Source organism: Thermoflavimicrobium daqui (assembly GCF_003313465.1).
GTDB classification, from domain to species: domain Bacteria; phylum Bacillota; class Bacilli; order Thermoactinomycetales; family Thermoactinomycetaceae; genus Thermoflavimicrobium; species Thermoflavimicrobium daqui.
The window spans coordinates 1-23,379 of the sequence record NZ_KZ845667.1 but is presented as its reverse complement, the minus strand read 5'-3'; the positions used below and the strand labels follow the sequence as shown (position 1 = coordinate 23,379).

21 protein-coding genes are annotated in these 23,379 nt (G+C 36.9%); 9 read left to right on the top strand and 12 right to left on the bottom strand.

The genetic code is table 11. The features are described from left to right. Window positions 1–350 precede the first annotated feature (350 nt). The 4 genes from DL897_RS09980 to DL897_RS09965 all read left to right on the top strand — a co-directional run bounded on the left by DL897_RS09980 (window position 351) and on the right by DL897_RS09965 (window position 4,485). Window positions 351–884 (top strand): PCYCGC motif-containing (lipo)protein, encoded by a 534-nt coding sequence (locus tag DL897_RS09980; protein WP_113659016.1) that lies wholly within the window; start codon window positions 351–353, stop codon window positions 882–884. Between the two features lie 174 nt (window positions 885–1,058). Then, the gene (locus DL897_RS09975) at window positions 1,059–2,105 is read left to right on the top strand and encodes a flavin-containing monooxygenase (RefSeq protein ID WP_420824133.1); all 1,047 of its coding nucleotides are present in this window, start codon (window positions 1,059–1,061) and stop codon (window positions 2,103–2,105) included. 225 nt (window positions 2,106–2,330) lie between these two features. After that, a complete protein-coding gene (gene trhO, locus DL897_RS09970; protein WP_113659014.1) occupies window positions 2,331–3,233 on the top strand; it encodes an oxygen-dependent tRNA uridine(34) hydroxylase TrhO in 903 nt (300 codons plus the stop codon). Between the two features lie 433 nt (window positions 3,234–3,666). After that, the gene (locus DL897_RS09965; RefSeq protein WP_113659013.1) at window positions 3,667–4,485 is read left to right on the top strand and encodes an SPL family radical SAM protein; all 819 of its coding nucleotides are present in this window, start codon (window positions 3,667–3,669) and stop codon (window positions 4,483–4,485) included. 467 nt (window positions 4,486–4,952) lie between these two features. Here DL897_RS09965 and DL897_RS18490 read toward each other — a convergent pair whose 3' ends face one another. Beyond that, window positions 4,953–5,747 (bottom strand): peptidoglycan recognition protein family protein, encoded by a 795-nt coding sequence (locus DL897_RS18490; RefSeq protein WP_206186510.1) that lies wholly within the window; start codon window positions 5,745–5,747, stop codon window positions 4,953–4,955. Window positions 5,748–5,841: 94 nt separating this feature from the next. Between DL897_RS18490 and DL897_RS09955 the strand changes: the two genes are divergently transcribed. Beyond that, the gene (locus DL897_RS09955; RefSeq protein WP_113659012.1) at window positions 5,842–6,057 is read left to right on the top strand and encodes a hypothetical protein; all 216 of its coding nucleotides are present in this window, start codon (window positions 5,842–5,844) and stop codon (window positions 6,055–6,057) included. A gap of 50 nt (window positions 6,058–6,107) precedes the next feature. Here DL897_RS09955 and DL897_RS09950 read toward each other — a convergent pair whose 3' ends face one another. From DL897_RS09950 to DL897_RS09940, 3 genes are all read right to left on the bottom strand, one after another. Beyond that, window positions 6,108–6,899, bottom strand: coding sequence for an N-acetylmuramoyl-L-alanine amidase family protein (locus DL897_RS09950; RefSeq protein ID WP_168188750.1), 792 nt, complete (start codon window positions 6,897–6,899; stop codon window positions 6,108–6,110). Window positions 6,900–7,343: 444 nt separating this feature from the next. Then, window positions 7,344–8,456 carry an AbrB family transcriptional regulator gene (locus DL897_RS09945; RefSeq protein WP_113659010.1) on the bottom strand — a complete coding sequence of 371 codons (1,113 nt, stop codon included), beginning with the start codon at window positions 8,454–8,456 and terminating at the stop codon, window positions 7,344–7,346. A gap of 24 nt (window positions 8,457–8,480) precedes the next feature. Next, on the bottom strand, window positions 8,481–9,788 hold the full coding sequence (locus DL897_RS09940) for a CitMHS family transporter (RefSeq protein WP_113659009.1): 1,308 nt from the start codon (window positions 9,786–9,788) through the stop codon (window positions 8,481–8,483). 289 nt (window positions 9,789–10,077) lie between these two features. Between DL897_RS09940 and DL897_RS18655 the strand changes: the two genes are divergently transcribed. Continuing rightward, entirely contained in the window at window positions 10,078–10,851 is a 774-nt protein-coding gene (locus DL897_RS18655) for a CAP domain-containing protein (protein WP_240627361.1), read from the top strand. A gap of 108 nt (window positions 10,852–10,959) precedes the next feature. Here the strand turns inward: DL897_RS18655 and DL897_RS18250 are convergent, their stop codons facing one another. From DL897_RS18250 to DL897_RS09905, 7 genes are all read right to left on the bottom strand, one after another. Next, a complete protein-coding gene (locus DL897_RS18250; RefSeq protein ID WP_168188749.1) occupies window positions 10,960–11,130 on the bottom strand; it encodes a hypothetical protein in 171 nt (56 codons plus the stop codon). A 15-nt stretch (window positions 11,131–11,145) separates the two neighbouring features. Next, window positions 11,146–12,129, bottom strand: a complete 984-nt coding sequence (locus DL897_RS09930) for an N-acetylglucosamine kinase (protein ID WP_113659008.1) — start codon at window positions 12,127–12,129, stop codon at window positions 11,146–11,148. After that, entirely contained in the window at window positions 12,126–13,637 is a 1,512-nt protein-coding gene (gene argH, locus DL897_RS09925; RefSeq protein WP_113659007.1) for an argininosuccinate lyase, read from the bottom strand. The genes DL897_RS09930 and argH overlap by 4 nt, the downstream gene beginning before the upstream one ends. Before the next feature lie 181 nt (window positions 13,638–13,818). After that, the gene (locus DL897_RS09920) at window positions 13,819–15,546 is read right to left on the bottom strand and encodes an ABC transporter permease (RefSeq protein ID WP_113659006.1); all 1,728 of its coding nucleotides are present in this window, start codon (window positions 15,544–15,546) and stop codon (window positions 13,819–13,821) included. Window positions 15,547–15,557: 11 nt separating this feature from the next. Continuing rightward, the gene (locus tag DL897_RS09915) at window positions 15,558–16,637 is read right to left on the bottom strand and encodes an ABC transporter ATP-binding protein (protein ID WP_113659005.1); all 1,080 of its coding nucleotides are present in this window, start codon (window positions 16,635–16,637) and stop codon (window positions 15,558–15,560) included. Between the two features lie 141 nt (window positions 16,638–16,778). Then, complete coding sequence (locus tag DL897_RS09910; protein WP_113659004.1) at window positions 16,779–17,819, bottom strand: extracellular solute-binding protein; 1,041 nt, start codon at window positions 17,817–17,819, stop codon at window positions 16,779–16,781. A 13-nt stretch (window positions 17,820–17,832) separates the two neighbouring features. Then, entirely contained in the window at window positions 17,833–18,972 is a 1,140-nt protein-coding gene (locus DL897_RS09905; RefSeq protein ID WP_113659276.1) for an ROK family transcriptional regulator, read from the bottom strand. Between the two features lie 486 nt (window positions 18,973–19,458). On the opposite strand from DL897_RS09905, the gene DL897_RS09900 reads away from it, so the two are divergent. The 3 genes from DL897_RS09900 (at window position 19,459) to DL897_RS09890 (ending at window position 23,057) form a co-directional block, all read left to right on the top strand. Next, window positions 19,459–20,733, top strand: a complete 1,275-nt coding sequence (locus DL897_RS09900) for a sensor histidine kinase (protein WP_113659003.1) — start codon at window positions 19,459–19,461, stop codon at window positions 20,731–20,733. Window positions 20,734–20,739: 6 nt separating this feature from the next. Next, window positions 20,740–21,642, top strand: a complete 903-nt coding sequence (locus DL897_RS09895; protein ID WP_113659002.1) for a response regulator — start codon at window positions 20,740–20,742, stop codon at window positions 21,640–21,642. Window positions 21,643–21,800: 158 nt separating this feature from the next. Further along, on the top strand, window positions 21,801–23,057 hold the full coding sequence (locus tag DL897_RS09890) for a cation:dicarboxylate symporter family transporter (RefSeq protein WP_113659001.1): 1,257 nt from the start codon (window positions 21,801–21,803) through the stop codon (window positions 23,055–23,057). A gap of 33 nt (window positions 23,058–23,090) precedes the next feature. On the opposite strand, the gene DL897_RS09885 is transcribed toward DL897_RS09890, so the two are convergent. After that, a partial coding sequence (locus DL897_RS09885) for a transposase (protein ID WP_240627360.1) occupies window positions 23,091–23,379 on the bottom strand: 289 nt, incomplete at its 5' end.

Sequence of the window (23,379 nt, the reverse complement as noted above, 5' to 3'; positions counted from 1 at the left end):
AAAAGTTTCATGTTCTCAATCACAAAGAGCTATCCAATGCGCTCAAACAGTCATCTAAAACACAACCTACTATGCTGGAAATCGAAAATTATTCGAAGATTTACATGTTTCGCTTGACCTATTTAGTCATCATATACAACAATATCAAGTGGTTAGTTATAAACTCGTTTTTGTAGGTACAAGTCAAGAAATGATTGAGCTCATCACGATTACTGATGTCTCGTTCTACTAGTAAGAAGACGATTCTAGGTTTGAAACAAGTTAGTTATTATTGATCAAGAACTACCACTACTTGTCATCTTAAACAGCATGAGACTCATGAATACTCAATATAGAAGGGAGCCCTATCAATGAATCAATGGTGGAAACATAAAAGTGGGCTGTTAATAGCTATGGCTATCCTCATCTTTTCTGGGCTAATCGGCTGTAGTTCGCAAAACGAAACAGCGAAACATACTGACATACAGAAAGAACAAAAACATACTGGACCTGAGACGAACCCGATGTCAGGAGATCTGCGAGAAACCACAGCGAATATTGATGAAATGCCTAACTTTCTAAAGAATTTCGATCCAAGGGTTACAGATGTCTACAAAGTTGCAGCGAAACATGCTGACATCCTTGATGAAATGCCTTGCTACTGTGGATGTGGAAAAAGTGCAAACCATAAGAGTAATCTGGACTGCTTTATCCATGAATTCAAACATGGAAAAGTCGTCTGGGATTCGCATGGAACCATGTGTGGTACTTGTATGGATATTGCTTTAGAATCCGCTATGATGAAAAGTGAAGGAAAATCAAAGCTAGAAATACGTAAAATCATCGACCAAAAATATAATAAGGGGTATGCTCCACCAACTCCAACCCCGATGCCTACTTCATAACACCTGTTTTCAGGTGTTTTTTATCTCCATTTTTGCAAATCCATATATGATTCTAAAAATGGAAAGAAGCATCATTTCATTATAATATTCATTTGACTATAATAATAAAAAAGTTTACAATATATTCAAATAATCATTTTAATATTTTAATGTTATAGGGAGACAACCAACATGATATCACATGAGATACATACATTAGTAATTGGTGCGGGACAAGCTGGGTTAGCAATGGGCTATTATTTAAAGCAACGACCCGACTCTTTTCTTTTGATCGACGCTGGAAAAGAAATTGGCGATTCATGGCGATACCGTTATAACTCCTTGACCCTCTTTACTCCACGTGCCTATAGCTCTTTACCTGGTTTACCATTAAGAGGGGACCAACATGGTTATCCATGCAAAGATGAAATTGCAGATTATCTAGAAGGCTATGCAGATCACTATCAATTACCTATTCAATTAAATACACAGGCTATCTCCTTGGAAAAAATAAAAGACGATTTTTTTATTCAAACAAGTAAAGGAAACTATATAGCCCAAAATGTGATTATAGCTACAGGACCTTTTCAAAAACCCTATATACCTTCTTTGTCAGGGAATCTATCCGATGAAGTCTTACAAATTCACTCAGCACAATATACCCATCCTAATCAATTAAAAGAAGGACCCGTTTTAGTAGTCGGTGCGGGAAACTCTGGGTTACAAATTGCTACTGAGTTATCTCAGACACACCCCGTGTCTTTATCCATTGGAAAATCGCTTCGGATGGTTCCACAGAAAATACTTGGAAAAAGCTGTTTTTGGTGGATGGATCTACTTGGACTCTCTGAAGTCACCATTGATTCCAAATTAGGAAAATATTTAAAACAAAATGATCCTATCATTGGTACAGAAGCAAAACCATTGATAAAGCAAGGAAAGATAAAATGTTACCCTCGTGCCATACGACTTGAGAATCGTTTGGTTCATTTTCAAGATAAGCAATCTTGCGAGGTGAATAATCTCATTTGGGCAACAGGATTTCATTCTGATTACGATTGGATCCAAATTCCTGAACTTTTTGATTCAAAGGGTCATCCTATTCATCATCGTGGAAAAACACCCGTAGAAGGATTTTATTTTCTAGGTCTCTCTTGGCAATACAGACGATCTTCAGCTTTAATTTATGGTGTAGGAAAAGATGCTGAATATCTACTACAATTCTTGAAATCCCAGAGGTAAGCCGATTCTTACCTTTTTTCTATCCTTAATCTTCTTGGAGTTATATATCGATTTGATGTATACTAGAATTTGTGTATAAATTAGGTGCTAATCATTTTTGGACACTCTCCCATAAGTCAATCTAAAAATTACTCTATATTTTTAAGAAGAGTACCGTTTTTGAATTAGACATTGCAACATGCTTAGGTATAAAATAGAATTTTGTTATATAGGATGTGAGGATGAATGAAAACTACCAATAATGAGTATCGTATTCTCTTATACTATAAATTTGTTCATATAGCAGATCCTGAAGCTTTTGCCGATGAACATCGTGCTTTTTGTGAGAAACTTGGCGTAAAAGGGCGAATTTTAGTCGCTGAAGAAGGTATCAATGGAACTCTTTCAGGGACGATTGAACAAACCAATAGGTATATGGAATATATGCAGCAACATCCCTTATTTTATGACATGGTCTTTAAAGTGGACGAATATCATAAACATGCCTTTAAAAAGTTATTTGTCCGTCCCAAAAAAGAAATTGTTACCTTCCGGGTTGACGAATATCAGCTCGCTCCACATGAAGAAACAGGAAAATATATATCTCCAAAAGAGTTCTATGAACTTTTACAACGTGAGGATGTAATCGTAGTTGACGGGCGAAATGACTATGAATATGATATCGGTCATTTCCGCAATGCCATTCGCCCTGATGTTAAGTCTTTCCGCGAATTTCCTGAGTGGATTCGTAAAAATTTAAGCCAGTTTAAAGATCGTAAAATCATCACCTACTGCACTGGTGGAATTCGTTGTGAAAAATTAACCGCTTTTATGCTTAAGGAAGGATTTCAAGATGTAGGGCAGCTTGAAGGTGGGATCGCAACCTATGGAAAAGATCCTGAAGTGCGAGGCGAACTTTTTGATGGAAAAATGTATGTTTTTGATGAAAGAATTTCGGTTCCAATTAATCAAGTAGAAGAAGTAGTTGTAGGTAAATGTTACCATTGTGGTAAACCAGATGATCGCTATATCAACTGTGCTTATGATTTGTGTCATCGACAACACATTTGTTGTAAAGAGTGCGAGGAAAAATACCATGGCTTCTGCTCAAAAGAGTGTGAAGAAGCTAAAGTGGGCACAGTTTCATGAAAATCTGCGGTCATTCCCTATAGGGGATGCTTAGAACAACAACTTTTCCTGTCGTGCCTCCTTTCAAAGTGATATCATATTTTTTGAGAAAACGGTTGGGTACTTTTTGTATTAAAGGCACTCCTAACTCTAAATACAGGGACTACATCAGCATGACTGATATAGTACGGGTAGCTGTCAGCCTGCCCACGATGTATCGTCAATTCAAGGCAGGAGTCTCCATGATGTTTGTACTGCTGGACAGATACAAGCTTACCATTTCTATGGTGAGTAGTTGACCATAAAACAAATCACACTCCTCACTCGAGAGGAGTGTGATTTCATATTTAAGTATTAATGTTGACTTTTCATTGAGTTGATCCTAAAAAATGATTCCCTTAAAGTCTATGTTTTGAATAAAATTATACAGCACGCTTTTTTATAGGAGGACAATATGGGAATTGAAATCAAATATACTAATCCCAAAAAGTTACTAAACCCAGCAACTGGCTTTTTACAAGGATACAGCTATACACTCAATCCTTATGTAGGCTGTACATTTGCCTGTTCTTATTGTTATGTTCGTAGAATGCCTGTCGCCCTTTTTAGAAAAAGTGATTGGGGAAAATGGGTAGATGTCAAACAAAAACTAGCACTCGATTTTAGAAAAGAGATGCTACGTGCCAAACGCAAGGGAAATACAACCATTTTTATGTCTTCAAGTACAGATCCCTATCAACCTATCGAATATTCCGAAAAAATTACACGCACCCTGCTACAAGTAATGGTAGAAGAAAAACCTGATTTCCTGTTTATCCAAACAAGAAGTCCACTAGTAACTAGAGATATTGACCTTTTTTTACAAATGAAGGATCGTATACGAATTAGCATCACGATCGAAACTGATTTAGAACCCATTCGAAAAGTCTTTTCACCGATTGCTCCACCTATTCCAGCACGTCTCAAAGCTCTAGAAAAACTAGCAAAATCAAATCTACCCATCCAAGCTACTGTTTCCCCTGTTTTACCCTTTTCCAAAGAGTTTCCCTATCGCCTAAAACAGATGGTTAATCGTGTTTGCATTGATGACTTTTTTATGGGAGATGGAGCAGGTGGAAAGCGAACCAAGCAGCTCGGGATTAAAAGAATATTTGAGAAACACAATCTGACTCAGTGGTATGATTCCTCCACTTATTTAAAGGTTGTGGATGAATTTACCAAAGCTTTTGCAAAAGAAAGTATTTTCATTAGTAAAGATGGCTTTATGCCTTAATTCCTCTTTATTATATTTTGATATAAAAACACCCTCATAGTGTAGGGGTTTTTTCAACTGCATCCTATCGATTATTCGATATTACATCTTCTTTTTCTACTAATTTCGGTTGCATAAAAGACCCTTCTTTTTTGTATAATTAAGAGTAATATTTTATTACGAGAATATACGTTCCCATATTATCCAATAGTTAAGAGATAAATGAATATGAAAAATCAATTTTTTGCTAATGTATTGTAAGTCGCTAGATTTTTCCTTATTATAAAAAAACCAAGAAAGCATGATTTGATTACCATTTATCATCATTGATGTTTATAGAGGATGTTGTATTAACCAGCGCTCAACGTGTTGCAATATGATCTACCTATTTATCGCTTCCTTACTCACTTTCGTCCAATGACTTTGAGTATTGGAATATCAAGGCTTTAATCTAGTTATGCAAAGCAACAGATAACATACTATTTATACTATAAATTACCACATATAGCATGCCATACTTTTTGTGTAACGATTTCCTTGGGTTCGGTACCATTCCATTGATGGGATTTTTTCCAACAGAGCAAAGCTCGTGCAGTCTGAATTCCAAAAATCCCATCGACAGGTATTAACAACCGGCTTTGCAACACTTTTACATCTTCACCATAGAACATCGGCTGTTTTAGATATAAAAAACGATGAAATGAAGAATCTTTGTCATAAATCTCTTCTACAGTATAGAGCAAATATGACTCAGGTGACCATCCCTGATAAACCAGATCAACAAACCATGCTTTGTCTACACCTGAACCTGGACACGTTTTTTTGTCTGTCATTTCATTATGAAATTTAATCACAGCTCCTTGTTTAATATGGAAAAAGCGACAAATTCTTAGCGCCGTATCTAGCTGTACACCATCTAATTTATCATGCCCAATGTCAAAATTCCCAACCATTTCAAACATAAAAGGGTGTACATGATCATCATCTGGATCGTTATAACCTACCGCACTTGCAGGAGGATTGTTGATATCGCGTCCTGTTACAATCTTCCCATCGGGAAAAATAGTGATATGTTGGGCAATATCATCCCATCCTCTATCGATGGTATGAAATTTTTTCATTGCATCTTGTAGTTCCAAATGATTCGTTCCAGTAAAGTCTGCAAAGTCTGGCTGCCATGTACCATGCACATGTACTTCAGGATGTTTTGCCAGTTGTTTATCACGAATATAGCCGATAAACTCTTCAGCTGTATCAAATATAATTCCATACTGCCATCCCATAAATCCACCTCTTCTATGCTTACTATTCACTTTCATTTTACACATATTCTGGGGATGCAAGCAGTATTCACTAAAAAGAAATGGAAGTGATCCAATGAAAATATGGGCCACCGTTATTTTATGTATTAGTATCGCATGTTTAGTCATGGGAAAAGTGGAATTAGGCAATAGGGATGGCAACCATGAGGACAAAATCATTGAAGACAAACGCTCTCAGCTAGAAAAAGAGAAAAAAGCTAAGTTAGGCATGATGTTATTTGGTACAGGTATTGTTTTATTTATTTTTGCTCTTTTTATATATTCTAGCTAAAATAATCAAAAAGAAGCTACTAACTAGCTTGGTTAGTAGCTTCTTTTTGATTATTTAACTTTTTTGATAAGGATCTCTCCTTCTCCAGCGTCTAATAGTTTTTCAATGGTTTGCATTTGAATAGAACGATATGCTGTCCATACAACTTCCTTATAGTTGGAGCCCTCTTTTTTTAAAATTTGATAGGTATATACCTTGGGTGGTTCATTATTTGGTGGGATATATTTTACTCCAAAATAATCACAAACCCCCATCGCTGTTTGTTCAGCTGACTCTCTTTGAAAGGCTTCATTTTTCATTAACTTAGCTTCGCGATAATTCCACTTCTCATCATCCATAAATCCAAACTCAATTAGGCAAGCAGGCATACGTGTATTTCTGAGTACATAAAGCTCTCCCCATTCTTTAACCCCACGATCAACTTGGTCAGTTCCTGTTCTAACATACTTATGAACACTTTCAGCTAATCTTTTACTTCTCGTTTCAGGATAATAGTAGGTTTCCACACCTTGTGCACCAGGATTTCCTGGATGCGATTGACCAGAATGGTTATAATGGCAAGAGATAAAAATATCAGCATTGGCATCATTCGCCCGTTTGCAGCGAGAAGCTAATGAATGATCATAATCCCCTGGAGCTGTCAGAATGGTTTTAAATCCACATCGTTTTAACGCTTCATCTAAATATTGAACCACTTTCCGATTAAATTCATTCTCATAGATCACCCCTACTCCTGGGATATTTGGTGTTCTCTTCCCAGGAGTAGGACTAAAATTTCCTTGTGCATCGGTTAGCCCATGACCATCATCCAATGCCACAAGGTAGTTACTAGCTTGGGCCATTCCCATCACCTCATATGATTAAGTTAGGGTATCGTTTAAAGCACAAAGTAGTTTTTAATCTTATGAATCTATTTTTTCATGCATAATCTCTTATGTCATTTAATAATATTTACGTTTTATAATAAAGCTAGCCATTTAAACTTTTTATCGAACTATATATGATTTATATAAAATATTATTTATTGCAAAATTTCCGATAATAATTCTCTGATTCATTTATTAAATTAAACGATACATATACCTATTTCCCTTTTTTAAGCAAGAAAATTCATCTTTTTTTTAAGAAATTAATGCCAATATGAACCTTATTTCAGAAAGTACAAGAATTAAAATGATGTTCAAGTAAAAATATGCAAATACTAGCTCCGTTACCTTTTCCTGACTTTCATTTTAATAAGTAAACCACTTTTTATCGTTTTTTGAACCGATAAAAAGTGGTCCAATTCATTTATATTTTTCTCGCAATACTCTCTTCCCTACCAACTTAAAAATAGGAGGTAGCATAAGTAATACCACTAGAATCCTCAGTACCTGTACTGTGACTACAAAACCTACATCTGCATGAATCAACACAGAAATGGTCGCCATCTCAGCAATCCCTCCCGGTGCAAATGCCAACACCGTTGTAACAAGAGGTATATCTGCTGTGATAGATACAATCCAAGCAAGAAGGAACATCAATAAAATCAAACAAAGCGAACTAACCAAACCTACAACGGCTATTTTTCCAATTCCGGTGAACATCTGTTTATTCAGTCGTGAGCCAATGCTGGCCCCAATAAAGACTTGAGATAAATTAATCAACCAGTGTGGCCAAAATATAATCAACTCGTGTCCTAAATAAACAGATGTAAGGCTTTGAATCAGACAAACTCCTAACATTGCTCCAACTAACCAAGGTGCTGGTATCTTGATCAACTTCCCTACCAGATAACCTAGCCAAGCTCCTATCACAATGACAACAGTCCATAAAAGAGAGGAAACATCTGTAGGAACAGTCCGAGCGTAATTCCATACTGATGGTGTTGTTATAAAATGATCCAATTGTAAAACATGGATCATAAAAGGAATTATCAGCAATACCAATAAAATACGGGATGTTTGAACAATACTTACAACTAATGTATTTGCTCCTATTTCATCTGCAATGCTCGGCATAGAAGATAAACCACCTGGAGCTGTTCCAAACAAACTCGTCATTAAGTCTGTTTGACTAAATCGCCATAGGATAAGCCCTGATAAAAAAGAAAATAAAATAGATAAGATCAACGTAATCAAGACAATAACCCAATGATCTAGAAAAATATCTACCACAGATGCAGTAATTTTACGTCCTAATTCAATCCCTAATATAAACTGTCCCATCCATCGCCAGTAACTAGGCAATCCTGTATGATCTTCTTTTATGATTCCACACCATTTTGGATGCCATAAAGAGAGAATACAAGCGAAAACTAACGAACCAATCAACCATCCCAAAGACATTCCAGTTAAGGCGAGAATATAACCTCCAATTGAGCTTAAGATAATCAACCAACTATTTCTTAAAAATACCAAAAGTACCTCCTCACATTCTACACTCTAAAAAGTAATAGCGCCTGTTAACAAGGCTACAATAATCATTGCAAAGCAAGATCCTAACGCCCATTTAAAGATAAAGCGCTGATGATCACCAAATTCAACTCCCCCCATTCCAACGAGTAAGTAGGCAGAAGCCATCAGCGGGCTCATCGCATGTACGGGTTGTCCTAAGACGGAAGCTCTGGCCATCTCAATCGGATCTACTCCATAAGCTGCTGCTGTTTTTGCGAGAATCGGTAGAATCCCAAAGTAATAAGGATCATTTGCCATAAAATAAGTAAACGGAATACTTGTAATAGCAGTTATCACAGAAAAATATGGTCCCATGCTATTCGGAATAATGGAAACTAAACTATTTGCCATGGCATCAACCATTTTTGTGCCAGAGAGAATTCCAGTAAAAATACCTGACGCAAACACAAGTGATACTACAGCTAATACATTCCCTGCATGATACCGAATCCTCTCTTTCTGAAGATCTAATTTTGGATAGTTCACCATGATAGCGATTACAAAAGCTATCATAAATAAGACAGGTAGAGGTAATAATCCTATGACTAAACTAACGAGAAGAGTAACTGTTAATATAAAGTTAAACCATAATAACTTAGGCCGTTTCAAATCGATGATCTCCACTGTGCTCGCCATTTTTTCTGTTGATTTCAATTCTTCTTTATAAAGTTCGATTTCTATAACCCCTAATCGAGTACATTCTTTTTTACCTAAGATATAAGCAGTAAATAACGTCCATATGATCCCACCCGCCATAACAGGAATTAATGGGGTAAACACTTCAGTTGAATCAAGCTGCAACGCACTGATCGCTCTTGCAGTAGGTCCTCCCCATGGCATCATGTTCATTACACCAAAAGATAGCATGGCAACACAAGTTAAAATAAGTGGATTCATACCCAGTCGTTTATATAATGGCAACATCGCTGATATGGTAATCATATATGTCGTTGTTCCATCACCATCCAATGCCACGAGTAATGCAAGAACAGTACTTCCAATCACAATCTTTAAAGGATCTCCCTTAACGATCTTTAAAATCTTCCCAACAAGAGGATCAAATAATCCGGCATCAATCATCACGCCAAAATATAAAATCGCAAACATCAACATCACACCAGTAGGTGCAACACTCTTAATTCCGTCTAACATCATCGGTCCTAGCTCGAGACCAAACCCACCGATAATGGCAAATACGATCGGTATGACAATCAGAGCAGTTAGAGCAGATAGACGATTAGTAATAATTAGAAACATAAAGACTGCTACCATCATAAAACCTAGAATCGCTAACATCAATTTCCCTCCTGAGCATGTACACAGATAAATAACTTAAAAAAAGAAGATTCACTTGGTGAAAGCGCTATCATTTTAGAAATGAATACTATTTTATTTAGTACTATAAATATTTGATATAAATATGTAACTATAACAAACATAAATCTCTTAAAAAACCTTTTATGGTATTTTGTTCATTTTGTTCACAGTTTTTTACTACATGTTTTGTAAAATTAGTGAAAAATAGTTAATAAAACCTAGATAATAAGTTATAATTCTTTGCAAGATCATACAAGGAGGGATGTATTTGAAAAAAAGAAACATATTCTATTTATTCTCTTTATTAGTCATTGTTTTTGGAATAACCGCTTGCTCGTCTGAGGAGGATCAGAAAGCAAGTGAAACTAAACCAACACAATCACCTATTCCTAAAGCAACAGGCTCATCAGAACAGTCAGAACCCATTGAGTTTTCCCAAGAAGAACCTCTTGATAAGAAACAAGCCAAACCTACAACTACTGATGAAAAACCAGTGAGTTCTAACAAGAAGGAATCGAAACCCATTAAGGAGAGTGAATCTCCAAATATTCCATCTACTCCTTCTAAAGTCATGCCAAAGAAACATGACAACAAGGAACCAGCTGCTAAGCCAAAAGTCGTGAAACCTCCTAACTCAAAACATACACCGCCTTCTATTAAAGAATTCGAACAAGAGGTAGTTAAACTTGTCAATATTGAACGAGAAAAACATGGACTCAAGCCACTACAAGCTAGCAGTAAACTATCAGAAATCGCTCGCACCAAATCCGTAGATATGAAAGAAAATGGATACTTTAGCCATCAATCTCCTACTTATGGCTCTCCGTTTGAAATGTTAAAAGAGTTTGATGTTTCCTATCAGACCGCAGGTGAAAACATTGCAGCAGGTCAAACTACTGCTAAAGCAGTAATGGATAGTTGGATGAATAGTGATGGGCATCGTAAAAATATTTTAAGCCCATCTTATACACACATGGGTGTAGGCTACACGAAAGGCGGAGCCATGGGTACTTACTGGACTCAGATTTTTGTATCCTATTGATCTTAGCCTAGATATAAAAAACAGAAAGTCTGTAAACCAATGTGGATTACAGACTTTCTGTTTTTTATATCGAAGGTATTTTCTTTGTATATGACCATTTAACATCAACTACTCACCATTGAAATGGTAAGCTTGTGTCCGTCCAGCAGTACGAATGTCTAAAAGACTCCTGCCTTGAATTGACGATACATTGAGGGCAGGTTGATAACTACCTGTTCTACACCAGTCATGCTGATATAGTCCCTGCAGATAGGTACTCGATTCCCTAGTTTGTATCATATTTTCCTGCTCCGTTTATTCGCATTCTCTTTGTAAAAAGGAAAGCCCTTTGGTTATAATCCCAAAAATCGGATCTTGTTTACCCATATCAATCTTTGCCTCAGGAACATATTGGTAGAGCTGATCCATTAAGGTCTGACGTACAAAGTCTTGATGCTTTAAAACACCACCTTGTAAAATGATTTGAAATGCTTTCTCTTTAAGTTCGAGCTGCTCAATAACAGCACGAGCTGCTATAAATAATTCTTCGCTTGCTTTTAATAAGATCGTTTTGGCAACTTCGTCACCATCTAAATAAGATTTATATACAAACTGAGATAGTTCGGCCATTTTCTTTACGGAATAAGATGGACTATAGACCCAATTAACTAAGTCCTCCCCATTTTCCGCACCTATCTGACTATAAATCGACTCGCTTAAGCTTGTATTTGGCCCTCTTCCATCTTCTGCTCTTAAAATAGCTATTACAGCTTGTTTACCAATCCAATATCCACTGCCTTCATCACCCACCCGGTGTCCCCAACCACCTGTTCTAGCATACATTCCTGCTTCATTTACACCGTATACGATGGATCCAGTCCCCGCAATGACTAAAATACCTGGCTTCCCTTCCGTTTCACCTAACAAAGTTGCAAAACCATCATTTTCAATCAGAAGATTCTTCGGATAGATTTTTACAGATTTTAAAGCTTCATCAATCATCTCTAATATCACTTGCCGATCTTGCTCTGTATCTAAACCTGCCATGCCAAAAACTGCACACTCAACCTCTAGCTGGATTTCCGAATGGCTCAGTTTCTTTTTTTTTGCAAGGTCTTTCATCGCTTTGTCTAAACAAGCAGTTAGTGACTGAGTTGCTGCTTCTTTACCGATCCCCTGGTAGTTGCATCCTCCCGCTTGCCCTTCTCCTAAAGCTTGTTGTTGTTGATCCAAAAGGACAGCTAAGCTTTTGGTCCCCCCTCCATCTACTGCAAGGAGGGGGAGATGAAGACGATTCATCTAGCTTCACTCCATTCCTGTAATAACTGATCCATGTGAAGGGTTGCTTGTTCAATTTGATTTTTCTGATCATCCAGCCACTTTGAAAAGGAAAGATATTGTTTTCTTCGAATCGCAATCATTCGCTGTATTTCACTAGGACTTGGACCCCCAGGTAAAGTACGAATCTCAACAAAATATACAGGGTCCAGTGCCTGTTCTAATTTTTTTTCATCAATACTCAGTGAACGCCCTAGCACCTCAAGTGCCGCTTCATTTAACAAAGATAAACGAATCTCATTGGCGGAAATCCCTAAAGCAATTGCTTTTTTTACTACTTTACTAACAATATGATGAGCCTGACGGAATGATAAAGAATCAGTACGTACTAAGGTATCTGCTAATTCTGTAACCGTTGCAAAACTGGTTCTAGCCCGCTGTCTTAATACTTCTTGGTTTACTTCCATCGTTCCAACTACACAAGCAAATAAGCGGTAGATTTTCTCGAGAATTTCTGCACTTCTCCATGCATAAGGCTGCATATCATCTTCTGTATCCACGATATCTCCATAAGGAGTATTATGCAGCATCGACAGTACTGTCTGGGTATTACCAACACAACTTGACAAAATCGAACGCATATGTTCAAACGAAACAGGATTTCTCTTTTGTGGCATAATTGAACTGATTTGTACATATGGATCAGCTACTTTGAGAATCGAAAATTCTTGTGTACACCAAGCTAAAAAGTCTTGAATCACCCGACCTAGATTGATCGCAGCCAGCTGGATCGCTGTTGCTGCTTCGCCTAAATAATCGGCTCCAGCAATAGCATCATATGAGTTTTCTGCTAACTCATCAAAAGCAAGGAGTTCTTTAACACGATCTCGATTAATAGGAAATCCAGAAGTTGTAATAGCAGCTGCTCCCATACTACTTCGATTACAATTTTGATAAGCTTGTTGTAAACGGCGAATATCCCGTGTTAATGAGTCTCCAACAGCCATCATATAATGGGCTAAGGTCGTTGGTTGGGCTTGCTGAGTATGCGTATGAGCAATCATCAGTGTATGTAAGTGCTCCTCAGCAAATGCCATAATTTGCTTTTTCAAAGCGAGTGCCGATGAAATAGCTTGTAATAACTTTTGACGCATAGCCATGCGGAACATCGTTACACACATATCATTTCGACTTCGTGCCAAATGTAAATTCCCTGCAATATCTCCGGCTTGTTTCATTAAAAGTTGTTCTATATGGAAAAATAAATCTTCATATTCACCTGTATAGTTTGATGTATAAAGCTCCATTAAGTTTATACTACACAAAGCCTTAGCTATTTTTTTCACTTCGTCGTTAGATATTAAGTTTTGCTCATATAGCATAATAAGATGGGCCTTATTAATAGCCATCATCGGTTCCAATAAGTGCTCTTTCGCTTCATCATAAGCTGGCTCAAGTACTACTTCTGTATATGTTTTTCCAGGAAATGATTTTCCTTCCTTTGTAAAGATGTCTTCACGACTGTGCATTATTTTACACCTCTTTTTATTTTAAGCAGGATAACAAGGAAACCATTTTCCTACTCAGTAGCTTTCAAGTAAAAAGTAGGAAAAATGGTCTCTCCCTTTTTGTATGATCATGTTAAAAAATACTATCTACATTCATTTTCATCTTTTGTGAGTCTCATTGCTTTTATATTTGCCATATACTTTAAATCGTTATATTGCTATTGCCTTGAATTTTTTGAGATATAAATAATACGATAAGAATAAGTAGCATTTGTAATGATCCATATGCACAAGCAGTTCCGAATTCAAATGCATACATCCGTTGGAATATCGCGACCGACATCGGTGTCGTATCAGCAGAGTAAATTAAGATAGATGCCACAAACTCACCGATTCCTTGTACAAATGCAAGTAAAGCTCCGACCAAAATTCCGCTAAAAGCCATGGGAAACACCACTCGCCTAAAACTATACCACCAAGTAGCACCTAAGCTACGAGCTGCTTCCTCTGTTGAGACATCCATTTGCATAAACGTTGCTGATGTCGAACGGAATACTAAGGGCAAATGCCGTACAAAGTATGCAAGTGGAATAATCCAGAACGAGCCAACTAACACCTGATTAAAGCTAAATACATTGGGTTGGCTAAATGCAGCAATTAAGTTGATACCTACAACCGTACCAGGTAATGCCCAAGGAACCATAATCAAAATATCCAATAAGGTTTTGCCTTTAAATTTCAAACGAACTGCTGCATAAGCTGCCGCTACACCAAAAATAATATTACCAATGGTAGCAAGTGAACTCATTTCTAAGCTATTCGCGATCGGTTTCCAAGTTTCACTATCGGTAAATAACTCTATATAATGAGCAAATGTATATTTGGTTGGTAAAATCTCAACAGTCCAAGATCCATCTTCGGAGAAAGAAAGAATAATTAATACTAAAATAGGTAAGAGGAGTATAACCACACCCAAGATCGAAAGAGCCATCGATATATATTTACCAACTTTACTTTTGACCTCTGTTCGATGGACACTGACACCTTTACTCATATTTTGATAATTGCGGGCATTTTGGTACCAACGCATAATGATTAAGAATAAGATGGATACCACTGAAAGAATGGTGGATTGTGTAGCAGCCATATCCAAATCACCATTGGTACGTGAAAGATATATCTGCATAGTCATGGTCCGTTCTACACCAAAAACAAGTGGTGCTGTATAGGAGGCCATCGCGATCATAAACACTAAAAGTGCAGATGCTACCATAGCAGGAGTTAGCATTGGTAAAATGATTCGCCTCCATATATAAAAACGATTTGCTCCAAGACTTGCAGCCGCTTCTTCAAGAGAAGGATCTAATCCTCTGATTGCTGTTGAAGCAGTCATGTAAAAATAGGTATACATAGTAAATGTATGAACAACTAAAACTCCACCAATTCCAGATAATGAAAAAGGAACTTGATCTAAGCCAAGTAAAGCTTGTAGAGCACGTGGAATAATTCCACTTTTTCCATAAAGAAAATCAAAAGATAAAACCCCAATCAAAGGGGGTAGAGCCATAGGAACCATCACTAGTACAGATAAGATTTTCCGCCCTGGAAACTCATATCTCTCCAGCAGGAAAGCCATACCTACACCAACAATCCCACAAGTAATCACACTAAATACAGAAATATAGATACTTGTCCATAAAGCCTCGAGATTAGCTGAATTACCTAGACTAAAAAAATCCTTATAGTTTTGCAATGAAAAACTACCATCAATTTGTGCACTTTCAATAAAAGTCTGAAACAATGGATATATAACATAAGCCAATAACACTAGAAATAGTGGTGAAACCAAAACATACACAAAGTACGGCGAGGATGTAAATGATGTTCGTCTTCTAAGTGTTGAAGGGGTAAAAGTACTTCCTGACTTCATCGTATTCCTCCTTAGCCTAAGAAATAGACACTCTCTTTCGGAATGGATAATGCTAGCTCTTCTCCACGTTGGTAAACCCGGTTACCCAGATTAATAAACATGGATTTTAACTGAAGCTCTCCAATCTGAGTAATATAGTTGACACTAACACCTGTAAATTCGGAGAGAGCTACCTTGCCTCGCACGATATTCTCACCATTTTCCTCTGTTTTGGCTTCCCTAATCGATTCAGGGCGAATCGAAATTTTAACTTTTTCACCTTTTGTAAGTGTTGTCTTTGGTGCTACATTTTCTTGAAGACCCGTAAGTACCCAGTCGGATGAAAAACGTACGCGTATCTGTTGATCATGGATTTCTTCAACAATACCTTCTAGCAAATTACTCTCGCCAATAAACGATGCCACAAACTCATTATTAGGCCGATTATAAATTTCCTGCGGTGTACCAACTTGTTGAATAACCCCATTTTTCATAACCATAATACGATCTGACATCGCCATCGCTTCTGCTTGGTCATGAGTTACATAAATCGTTGTAACTCCGAGTTCAAGTTGAAGCCTCTTAATTTCTACTCTCGTTTCTTCCCTTAACTTTGCATCCAAATTGGATAATGGTTCATCGAGTAAAAGTATTTGTGGCTCAATCACCAATGCACGGGCAAGGGCGACACGCTGTTGCTGACCACCTGACAATTGGTCAATTCTCCGATTCCCATATCCGTCTAAATGTACTAACTTTAAAGCTCGGTCTACTTTTTCTTTGATCTCTTGCTTTGACTGTTTCCGAACTTGTAGGCCAAAGGCCACATTTTCGAATACGGTTAAATGGGGGAACAATGCATAATTCTGGAAAACCATTCCGATATTCCGTTTATTCGGTGGTAGATAGGTCACATCTTGCTCACCAAACATAATTCGTCCTTCAGTTGGATAATAAAAGCCTGCAATCATTCGAAGTGTCGTTGTTTTTCCACAACCACTTGGACCTAAGAAGGTAAAAAATTCTCCAGAGCGAATATGGATATCAATATCTTCTACACCTTTCACCGTTCCAAACATCTTACTGACATGATCTAATTTTACACTGATCAAGATGACTGCCCCCTCATATCAATTCGGTGGTATTGATCATCCTTTACCGATTTATTTTTAATAAATCCATATCATAAAGAATGCATGATTCTCTGGAAGTCAACATATCACTTCCAGAGAACGGATAAAGCTCATGATCTTTTATTTTTTTCCTTTATTTTTAATATTTGTGTCCCAGTATTGCATCCACTCTTTTTCTTTTTTAGCCATGACAGACCAATCAATATTTAATGGTTTTAATTCAGTCCCCTTTAACCAGCTTGGTTGTTTCATATCTGATCGTGCAGGAATTTGATAGAATTTATCTGATAGATCTTGGACTGTATTCTCTTCAAAAAGGAAATCATAAAACTTTTTCGCTGCATCAGCATTTTTAGCCCCTTTTACGATTCCAACACCATCGACTAGAATCGGAGCACCGCTTTTTGGATAAATAAAGTCAAATGGCATTTTCTTCAGCTCTTTTTGGATCATGATATCTTGCAAATTCCATACAGAAAGTGATCCTTCTTGACGTGCCAATTTTAAATAGAGGTTGGTAGGGTCTTGAGTATATTCTTTCGTATTAGCATCTAACTTCTTTAGCCAGTCATAACCTTTTTCTGGATTATCTGCACCTTGACGGAAGATCATCGATGAGTAGATCATTCGCATGGTTCCTGAAGGTAGTACCCCGCGTATCAAAATTTTATCTTTATACTTTGCATCCAGAAGTTGATCCCAATCTTGTGGTGCTTCTTCTTTCTTTAGTACTTTGGAATTATACATAATGACTTCAGGAAGTAACATTTCTCCCATCCAACGATTTTGTGCGTCTTTATACTGCGTAGGAATTTTATCAGCAAAACTTGGTTTATAAGATTCAAGCAAGCCCTCATCAGCTGCTGTCATTAATGTAGTTTGTGGTGCACCCCACCAAAAATCTGCTTGTGGATTCGCCTTTTCACCTCGCACACGCTCCAAAATTTGCTGTGCACCCATCGTAAGTACTTCTACCTTGATATCGGGGTATTTTTCTTTAAATTTGGGTACAACTGTATCTACCACATTTTTATCTCTACCTGTATAAATAACGAGTTTTTTCTTTTCACTTGCTGTATCACTACCTCCACCACAAGCAGCTAAAGATATCATCATGGTACCTGATAATACAATACCTAACCATTTTTTCCAATTTTTCATATAACTTCCTCCTCTAACTTTTGATCTTTCCTATTAAATTAGGAAACGCTTCCAAAACGCTAAAAGCAGCTCCGATAACCCCGGCTTGTTCTCCTAATGTGGCAAACTGAATATCTGGAAGCATGGGCACCCACTCCGATAGAAAACGCCGGATACGCTGTATACCTCTCTCACCGATATTAGCCATTTCACCACTTAAAATTAATAAATCAGGATCTAATAAACTAATAATATTAACCATGCCATAAACCCAGTGCTGATAGACATCTTCTAATAAAGTCATCGCAGTGCTATTATCCTGATCAATCTGATCATTTAGTTGTTTAATAATACTCGATTCTTTCTCCAAATTAGGAATATCCTTAATCGCTCGTGAGTAGATAGCAGGTGCAGAATAGTTGCGTTCAAAGACACCGAACTCTCCACGACTTATTGTTTGAATCGGTCCTACCATCATATATCCCACTTCACCAGCTGCTTCTTTACTACCTCGGTAAAGTCGATCATGAAGGATAATTCCAGCACCAATTCCTGTTCCAACATACATATAAATTTGATTGGAGACACCGATACCCATTCCTTTATAATACTCGCCCAGCGTCATCATATTTACGTCGTTATCGAGTATAACTGGTAATCCCAGCTGCTCTTCAAATTCTTTTTGCAAAGGGAGATCCATCCAACCTGTACTCGGGGAATAACTAATGGTCCCATCTTTTTTCTTGGTAATTCCAGGTAATCCCAAACCAATTCCCAATATCTTTTCCTTAACAAAACCGCTTTTCTCTAGTAGAAACATATACCCCAGTTTGAGTTCTTGAATAAGTTCCTCTCCAGAAAGCGGTTTCCTTAGCTTTCGTTGCTCATGAGATAGCAAATCTCCTTTTAAATCGGTCAATGCCATATGCAATAACGTTCCATCAAAAACTGCACCCATCACGGCATAAGCTAAGTAGTTATACTCTAGTAAAATCGGTTTACGACCGCCACTCGAGTCACCTACTCCTACTTCATGAATCAGGTCTTCTTGGATCATTTCATCAACTAAAGAGGATATACATGGACGACTTAATTTCGTTTTCTTTGCTAAATCAGCGCGAGAAATGGGAGCATTTTGTTTTAAAGCATCCAGAATGGCTTGCTTATTTAGCATTTTAACCAGCTGCGTATTACGTATTTTTCCACGATTTAATCCAATCTTCCAATTCACCTCCCTTGTAGTAGTTAGTTAATATGACTAACAAACTACTACTAAAAATATCTAGCCTCATATATAGTAGGCATCATTAACGAAAGCGCTACCAACTTAGCTAGAGTTCATTTGATTTGATTTCATCTCTTCTAGTAAAAAAGTATTCCATTTAGGAAGAATTAATGAGTTAACAATATAATAAAATAGAGGACAAAAATTTGTCAAATCTTTTATTTTATTTCTATTTAGTAATCTCCAGTAACAGAGAATTTAAGATAATATAAGTTGCCGAAACAAGAAAATGTCTAGTAAACTGGAAAGGTTCCCATTTCCATCAAAAGACGATCCTATATAATATTGATTCATCTTACATCTAGAAATCATTCCTCGTTTTTGCTTGATGATGCAACATGCTCTTATAAAAATAAGTTGAAGGTGTGATGTTTATTGAGAGATAAAATATTTTTAATCGGCTGGATGATTATTACAGTAGCTCTTGCTGGTGAGCTTAAGTTTTATCCATTTCACGATGCTTATCGTATTAGCTTAGGCACAGCTGTCTTTTTCTTCTTTTTATTATGGGAAGACGAAATATCACCGATTCTCTCTGGAATTATAGTAGGGGGATTCATCGTCCTCTTTCGAATTATCTTAGACTGGTTTACCCATCAATCGATCCCATTTATTTCAGATTTTATGATCCATTCCCCAGCCTTTTTCTATTATTTTGTATTTGCGGTTCTGTTTACTCTAAGTCAGATTCGTCGCTTTCGTCATTTGCCCCTAGTGATTGGTATATTAGGAGTTGCCATCGACATTTTAACAAGCTTTACCGAGCTATTTATTCGCTATAGTCTCTCACATAAAGTCATTACCTTATCCATTATCTATCAAATCATCATCTTTGCTACCATCCGTAGCTTCTTTGTCATTGGATTCTTTCATATTATTCAGCTCAGACAAGCAAAGTTAAAAGAGGAAGAACAGCAAAAACAAAATGAACATATGCTCATGCTTATTTCTAGTTTATATGAAGAAACCATTCATCTAAAAAAATCCTTACAAAATGCTGAAGATATCACTCGAGATTGTTATGATTTATATCAACTTTTGAAAAAACAAACATCAACCGAAAGTCATCATGAATATGCCAAAAAAGCATTGATCATTGCCGGGCAAGTTCATGAAATTAAAAAAGATAATCAGCGGATTTTTGCTGGGCTCTCAAAAATGATATCCAATGAGAGTCCCAACAATTATATGAGTATAGAGAGCTTAGGGAAATTAATTATACAAACCAATGAGAAAGTTGCCCGCTTATTAGGAAAAGATATTCAATTTTTACTACAAATCAAAGGCTCCCATCCGTTTTATCACATTTACACCACTTTATCTTTAATTAATAATCTAGTAATTAATGCGGTTGAGTCAATTCAAAAGGAAGGAACGATCAGAGTTTTAATTTATAAGCAGCGTGAATCTGTCATTTTTCGTGTATCTGATAATGGTCCGGGTATTCCTGAAAAACAACAACAGCTGATCTTTAAACCGGGCTTTACTACTAAATATGACCACCTTGGGAAACCATCGACAGGGATTGGTCTTTCATATGTTAAAGAAGTAGTCGAATCTCTCCATGGAGAGGTTACCTGTCATAGTCATGATCAAGAAACCGTTTTTACCATTCGATTACCCATCCATAGTTTAGAAAAGAAAGAGTGAGGAGTTATGCGTTTTTTTGTTGTGGATGATGATGTGGTCATTCGCTCTATGCTAGCTCAAATTATCGAAGATGAGAATTTAGGAGAGATTGTTGGAGAAGCTGAAGATGGTTCTTTGATTCATAGTCAGATCCTTGAATCTAAAAACGTAGATATTCTCCTGATCGATCTGATGATGCCCGTTCAAGATGGCCTTGAAACGGTTAGAAAACTGACTTCATTTTCCGGAAAAATCATTATGATTTCTCAAGTCGAAGCCAAAAGTTTAGTAGCTGAAGCATATTCACTAGGGATAGAGTATTACATTACCAAACCCATTAATCGTATTGAAGTATGTAGTGTCATTCAAAAAGTAGGTGAGCGAATGACATTAGAAAAGTCTATTTATCACATCAAAAAATCCCTTGACTTCGTTTTCGGAAAGCCAAAAGAGGACAATCCTTTTACAGAACGGAGCATTATACCTTCAGGCAAATATTTATTGGCTGAATTAGGCATCATTGATAGTAGTGGAAGTAAAGATTTATTGGACATTTTGAAATATCTATATCAATACGAAAAAGAAAAACCATTTGATCATGAATTTCCATTACTAAAAAATATATATTATCAGCTAGCTAAAAATAAAACAGGTCCATATGCTTCAACAGAACAAATTAATAAGGAAATGAAAGCGATGGAGCAGCGTATTCGCAGGACCATTATGCAGTCGATGAATCAACTGGCTTCTCTTGGTTTAACCGATTACGCTAATCCCAAATTTGAAAAATATGCACCTACCTTTTTTGACTTTGCTGAAATACGTAAAAAGATGCTAGAGCTTGAGGGTGAAACAGTAAGTTCTATTCGTCTAAATCCAAAGAAATTTATACAAGTTCTCTATTTAGAAGCAAAGCAGTTGATCGGATAGACATCTCAACTGCTCCCCCTATTATAATCCTCTATATTTTTGTATCTTGATGTATGTTTATGTAGATTTTTGTAGGTCGACATTTATTATCTTTCTATCCACTATTTTTTAAACGCAGGGATAAAAGCGCTTACTTTTTATATAATAGGGGGAATATTATGAAACGATTCGGTTTAGCTTTTCAAATCTTAATCGGGCTCGTTTTAGGTGTTATTGTTGGTGCAATCTTTTATGGTAATCCTAATGTCGAAACCTATTTAAAGCCTATTGGTGATATTTTTCTTCGTTTAATTAAAATGATTGTTATTCCTATAGTTATCTCTACCTTAATCGTAGGTGTTGCTGGAACCGGCGACTTCAAAAAGTTAGGACGGCTTGGTGGAAAAACCATTCTCTATTTTGAAATCATCACAACCATTGCCATTATTGTCGGCTTACTTGTAGCCAATGTTGTCCAACCAGGTGCAGGCGTAAATATGAGCCAGCTCCAAAAAGGAGATATACAAAAATATGTCGATACGACTGAACAACAGAATAGTCATAGTATTGTAGATACGTTTGTCAATATTGTTCCTTCCAATGTTTTTGAATCAATCGCCAAAGGGGATATGTTAGCCATCATCTTCTTCTCTGTTATGATTGGCTTGGGGATTGCAGCAATCGGGGAGAAAGGCAAACCCGTACTGACCTTCTTCAAAGGAGTCTCTGAAGCCATGTTCTGGGTGACAAACCAAGTGATGAAATTCGCTCCATTTGGTGTCTTTGCATTGATCGGTGTAACCATTTCCAAATTTGGTATTAGCTCTTTAGTACCACTTGGAAAATTAGTCCTCTCTGTATATGGTGCAATGATCTTCTTCGTCATTGTCATCCTTGGAAGTGTGGCTAAAATAGCAGGAACTAGTATTTTTACCTTAATGAAAATACTAAAGGACGAACTAATTCTTGCTTTCTCTACAGCTAGTTCTGAAACGGTCTTACCTAAGATTATTGAAAAAATGGAGAAGTTCGGATGCTCCAAAACGGTAACATCGTTTGTTATACCAACTGGTTATTCATTTAACTTAGATGGTTCTACCTTATATCAAGCACTAGCAGCATTATTTATTGCACAAATGTATGGGATTGATATGCCGATCAGTTCACAAATTACACTCATGCTTGTGCTGATGGTTACTTCTAAAGGAATTGCGGGTGTTCCAGGTGTCTCCTTCGTTGTACTATTAGCAACACTCGGTTCTGTCGGCATTCCTATGGAAGGACTAGCCTTTATCGCTGGTATTGATCGGATTCTAGATATGGCAAGAACTGCAGTCAATGTGTGTGGAAATGCTTTAGCAGCAGTCGTCATGTCGAAATGGGAGGGCGAGTTTAAACAAGAAAAAATTCATAATACGGAACCTGCTGCTTCCTAAAAATCTCTTTCTAAAAAGCGCCCATTAGGCGCTTCAGACTGTAGATAAACCCCTTCTGAATTTGTTTTTCAGAAGGGGTTTACTAATTAATTGATAAAAAAATCGATGAAGGCGATGGTTTTTCCATCGCCAATTGGCGAGTTTCTTTAAATTCATGGCAGCGAAAAGTAGCATCGCCTGCATTTGAATTCGGCGCTTCCCACGAAGCGTCGTCCAACGCATACCATGCTTTTCTTTCATATCTGCAAAAACTCGTTCAATCGTTTCTTTTCGTTTACTATAAATTTGTTTATTTTGATCTGTATGTCGAAGATGTTCAACT

Bases quoted from the DNA above. Each gene is read 5' to 3' on its own strand.
- DL897_RS09980 (WP_113659016.1), top strand. From the start codon at position 351: ATGAATCAATGGTGGAAACATAAAAGTGGGCTGTTAATAGCTATGGCT.
- trhO (WP_113659014.1), top strand. From the start codon at position 2,331: ATGAAAACTACCAATAATGAGTATCGTATTCTCTTATACTATAAATTT.
- DL897_RS09965 (WP_113659013.1), top strand. From the start codon at position 3,667: ATGGGAATTGAAATCAAATATACTAATCCCAAAAAGTTACTAAACCCA.
- DL897_RS18490 (WP_206186510.1), bottom strand. From the start codon at position 5,747: ATGGGATGGCAGTATGGAATTATATTTGATACAGCTGAAGAGTTTATC.
- DL897_RS09955 (WP_113659012.1), top strand. From the start codon at position 5,842: ATGAAAATATGGGCCACCGTTATTTTATGTATTAGTATCGCATGTTTA.
- DL897_RS09950 (WP_168188750.1), bottom strand. From the start codon at position 6,899: ATGGCCCAAGCTAGTAACTACCTTGTGGCATTGGATGATGGTCATGGG.
- DL897_RS09940 (WP_113659009.1), bottom strand. From the start codon at position 9,788: ATGTTAGCGATTCTAGGTTTTATGATGGTAGCAGTCTTTATGTTTCTA.
- DL897_RS18250 (WP_168188749.1), bottom strand. From the start codon at position 11,130: ATGATACAAACTAGGGAATCGAGTACCTATCTGCAGGGACTATATCAG.
- DL897_RS09930 (WP_113659008.1), bottom strand. From the start codon at position 12,129: ATGAATCGTCTTCATCTCCCCCTCCTTGCAGTAGATGGAGGGGGGACC.
- argH (WP_113659007.1), bottom strand. From the start codon at position 13,637: ATGCACAGTCGTGAAGACATCTTTACAAAGGAAGGAAAATCATTTCCT.
- DL897_RS09920 (WP_113659006.1), bottom strand. From the start codon at position 15,546: ATGAAGTCAGGAAGTACTTTTACCCCTTCAACACTTAGAAGACGAACA.
- DL897_RS09910 (WP_113659004.1), bottom strand. From the start codon at position 17,819: ATGAAAAATTGGAAAAAATGGTTAGGTATTGTATTATCAGGTACCATG.
- DL897_RS09905 (WP_113659276.1), bottom strand. From the start codon at position 18,972: ATGCTAAATAAGCAAGCCATTCTGGATGCTTTAAAACAAAATGCTCCC.
- DL897_RS09895 (WP_113659002.1), top strand. From the start codon at position 20,740: ATGCGTTTTTTTGTTGTGGATGATGATGTGGTCATTCGCTCTATGCTA.
- DL897_RS09890 (WP_113659001.1), top strand. From the start codon at position 21,801: ATGAAACGATTCGGTTTAGCTTTTCAAATCTTAATCGGGCTCGTTTTA.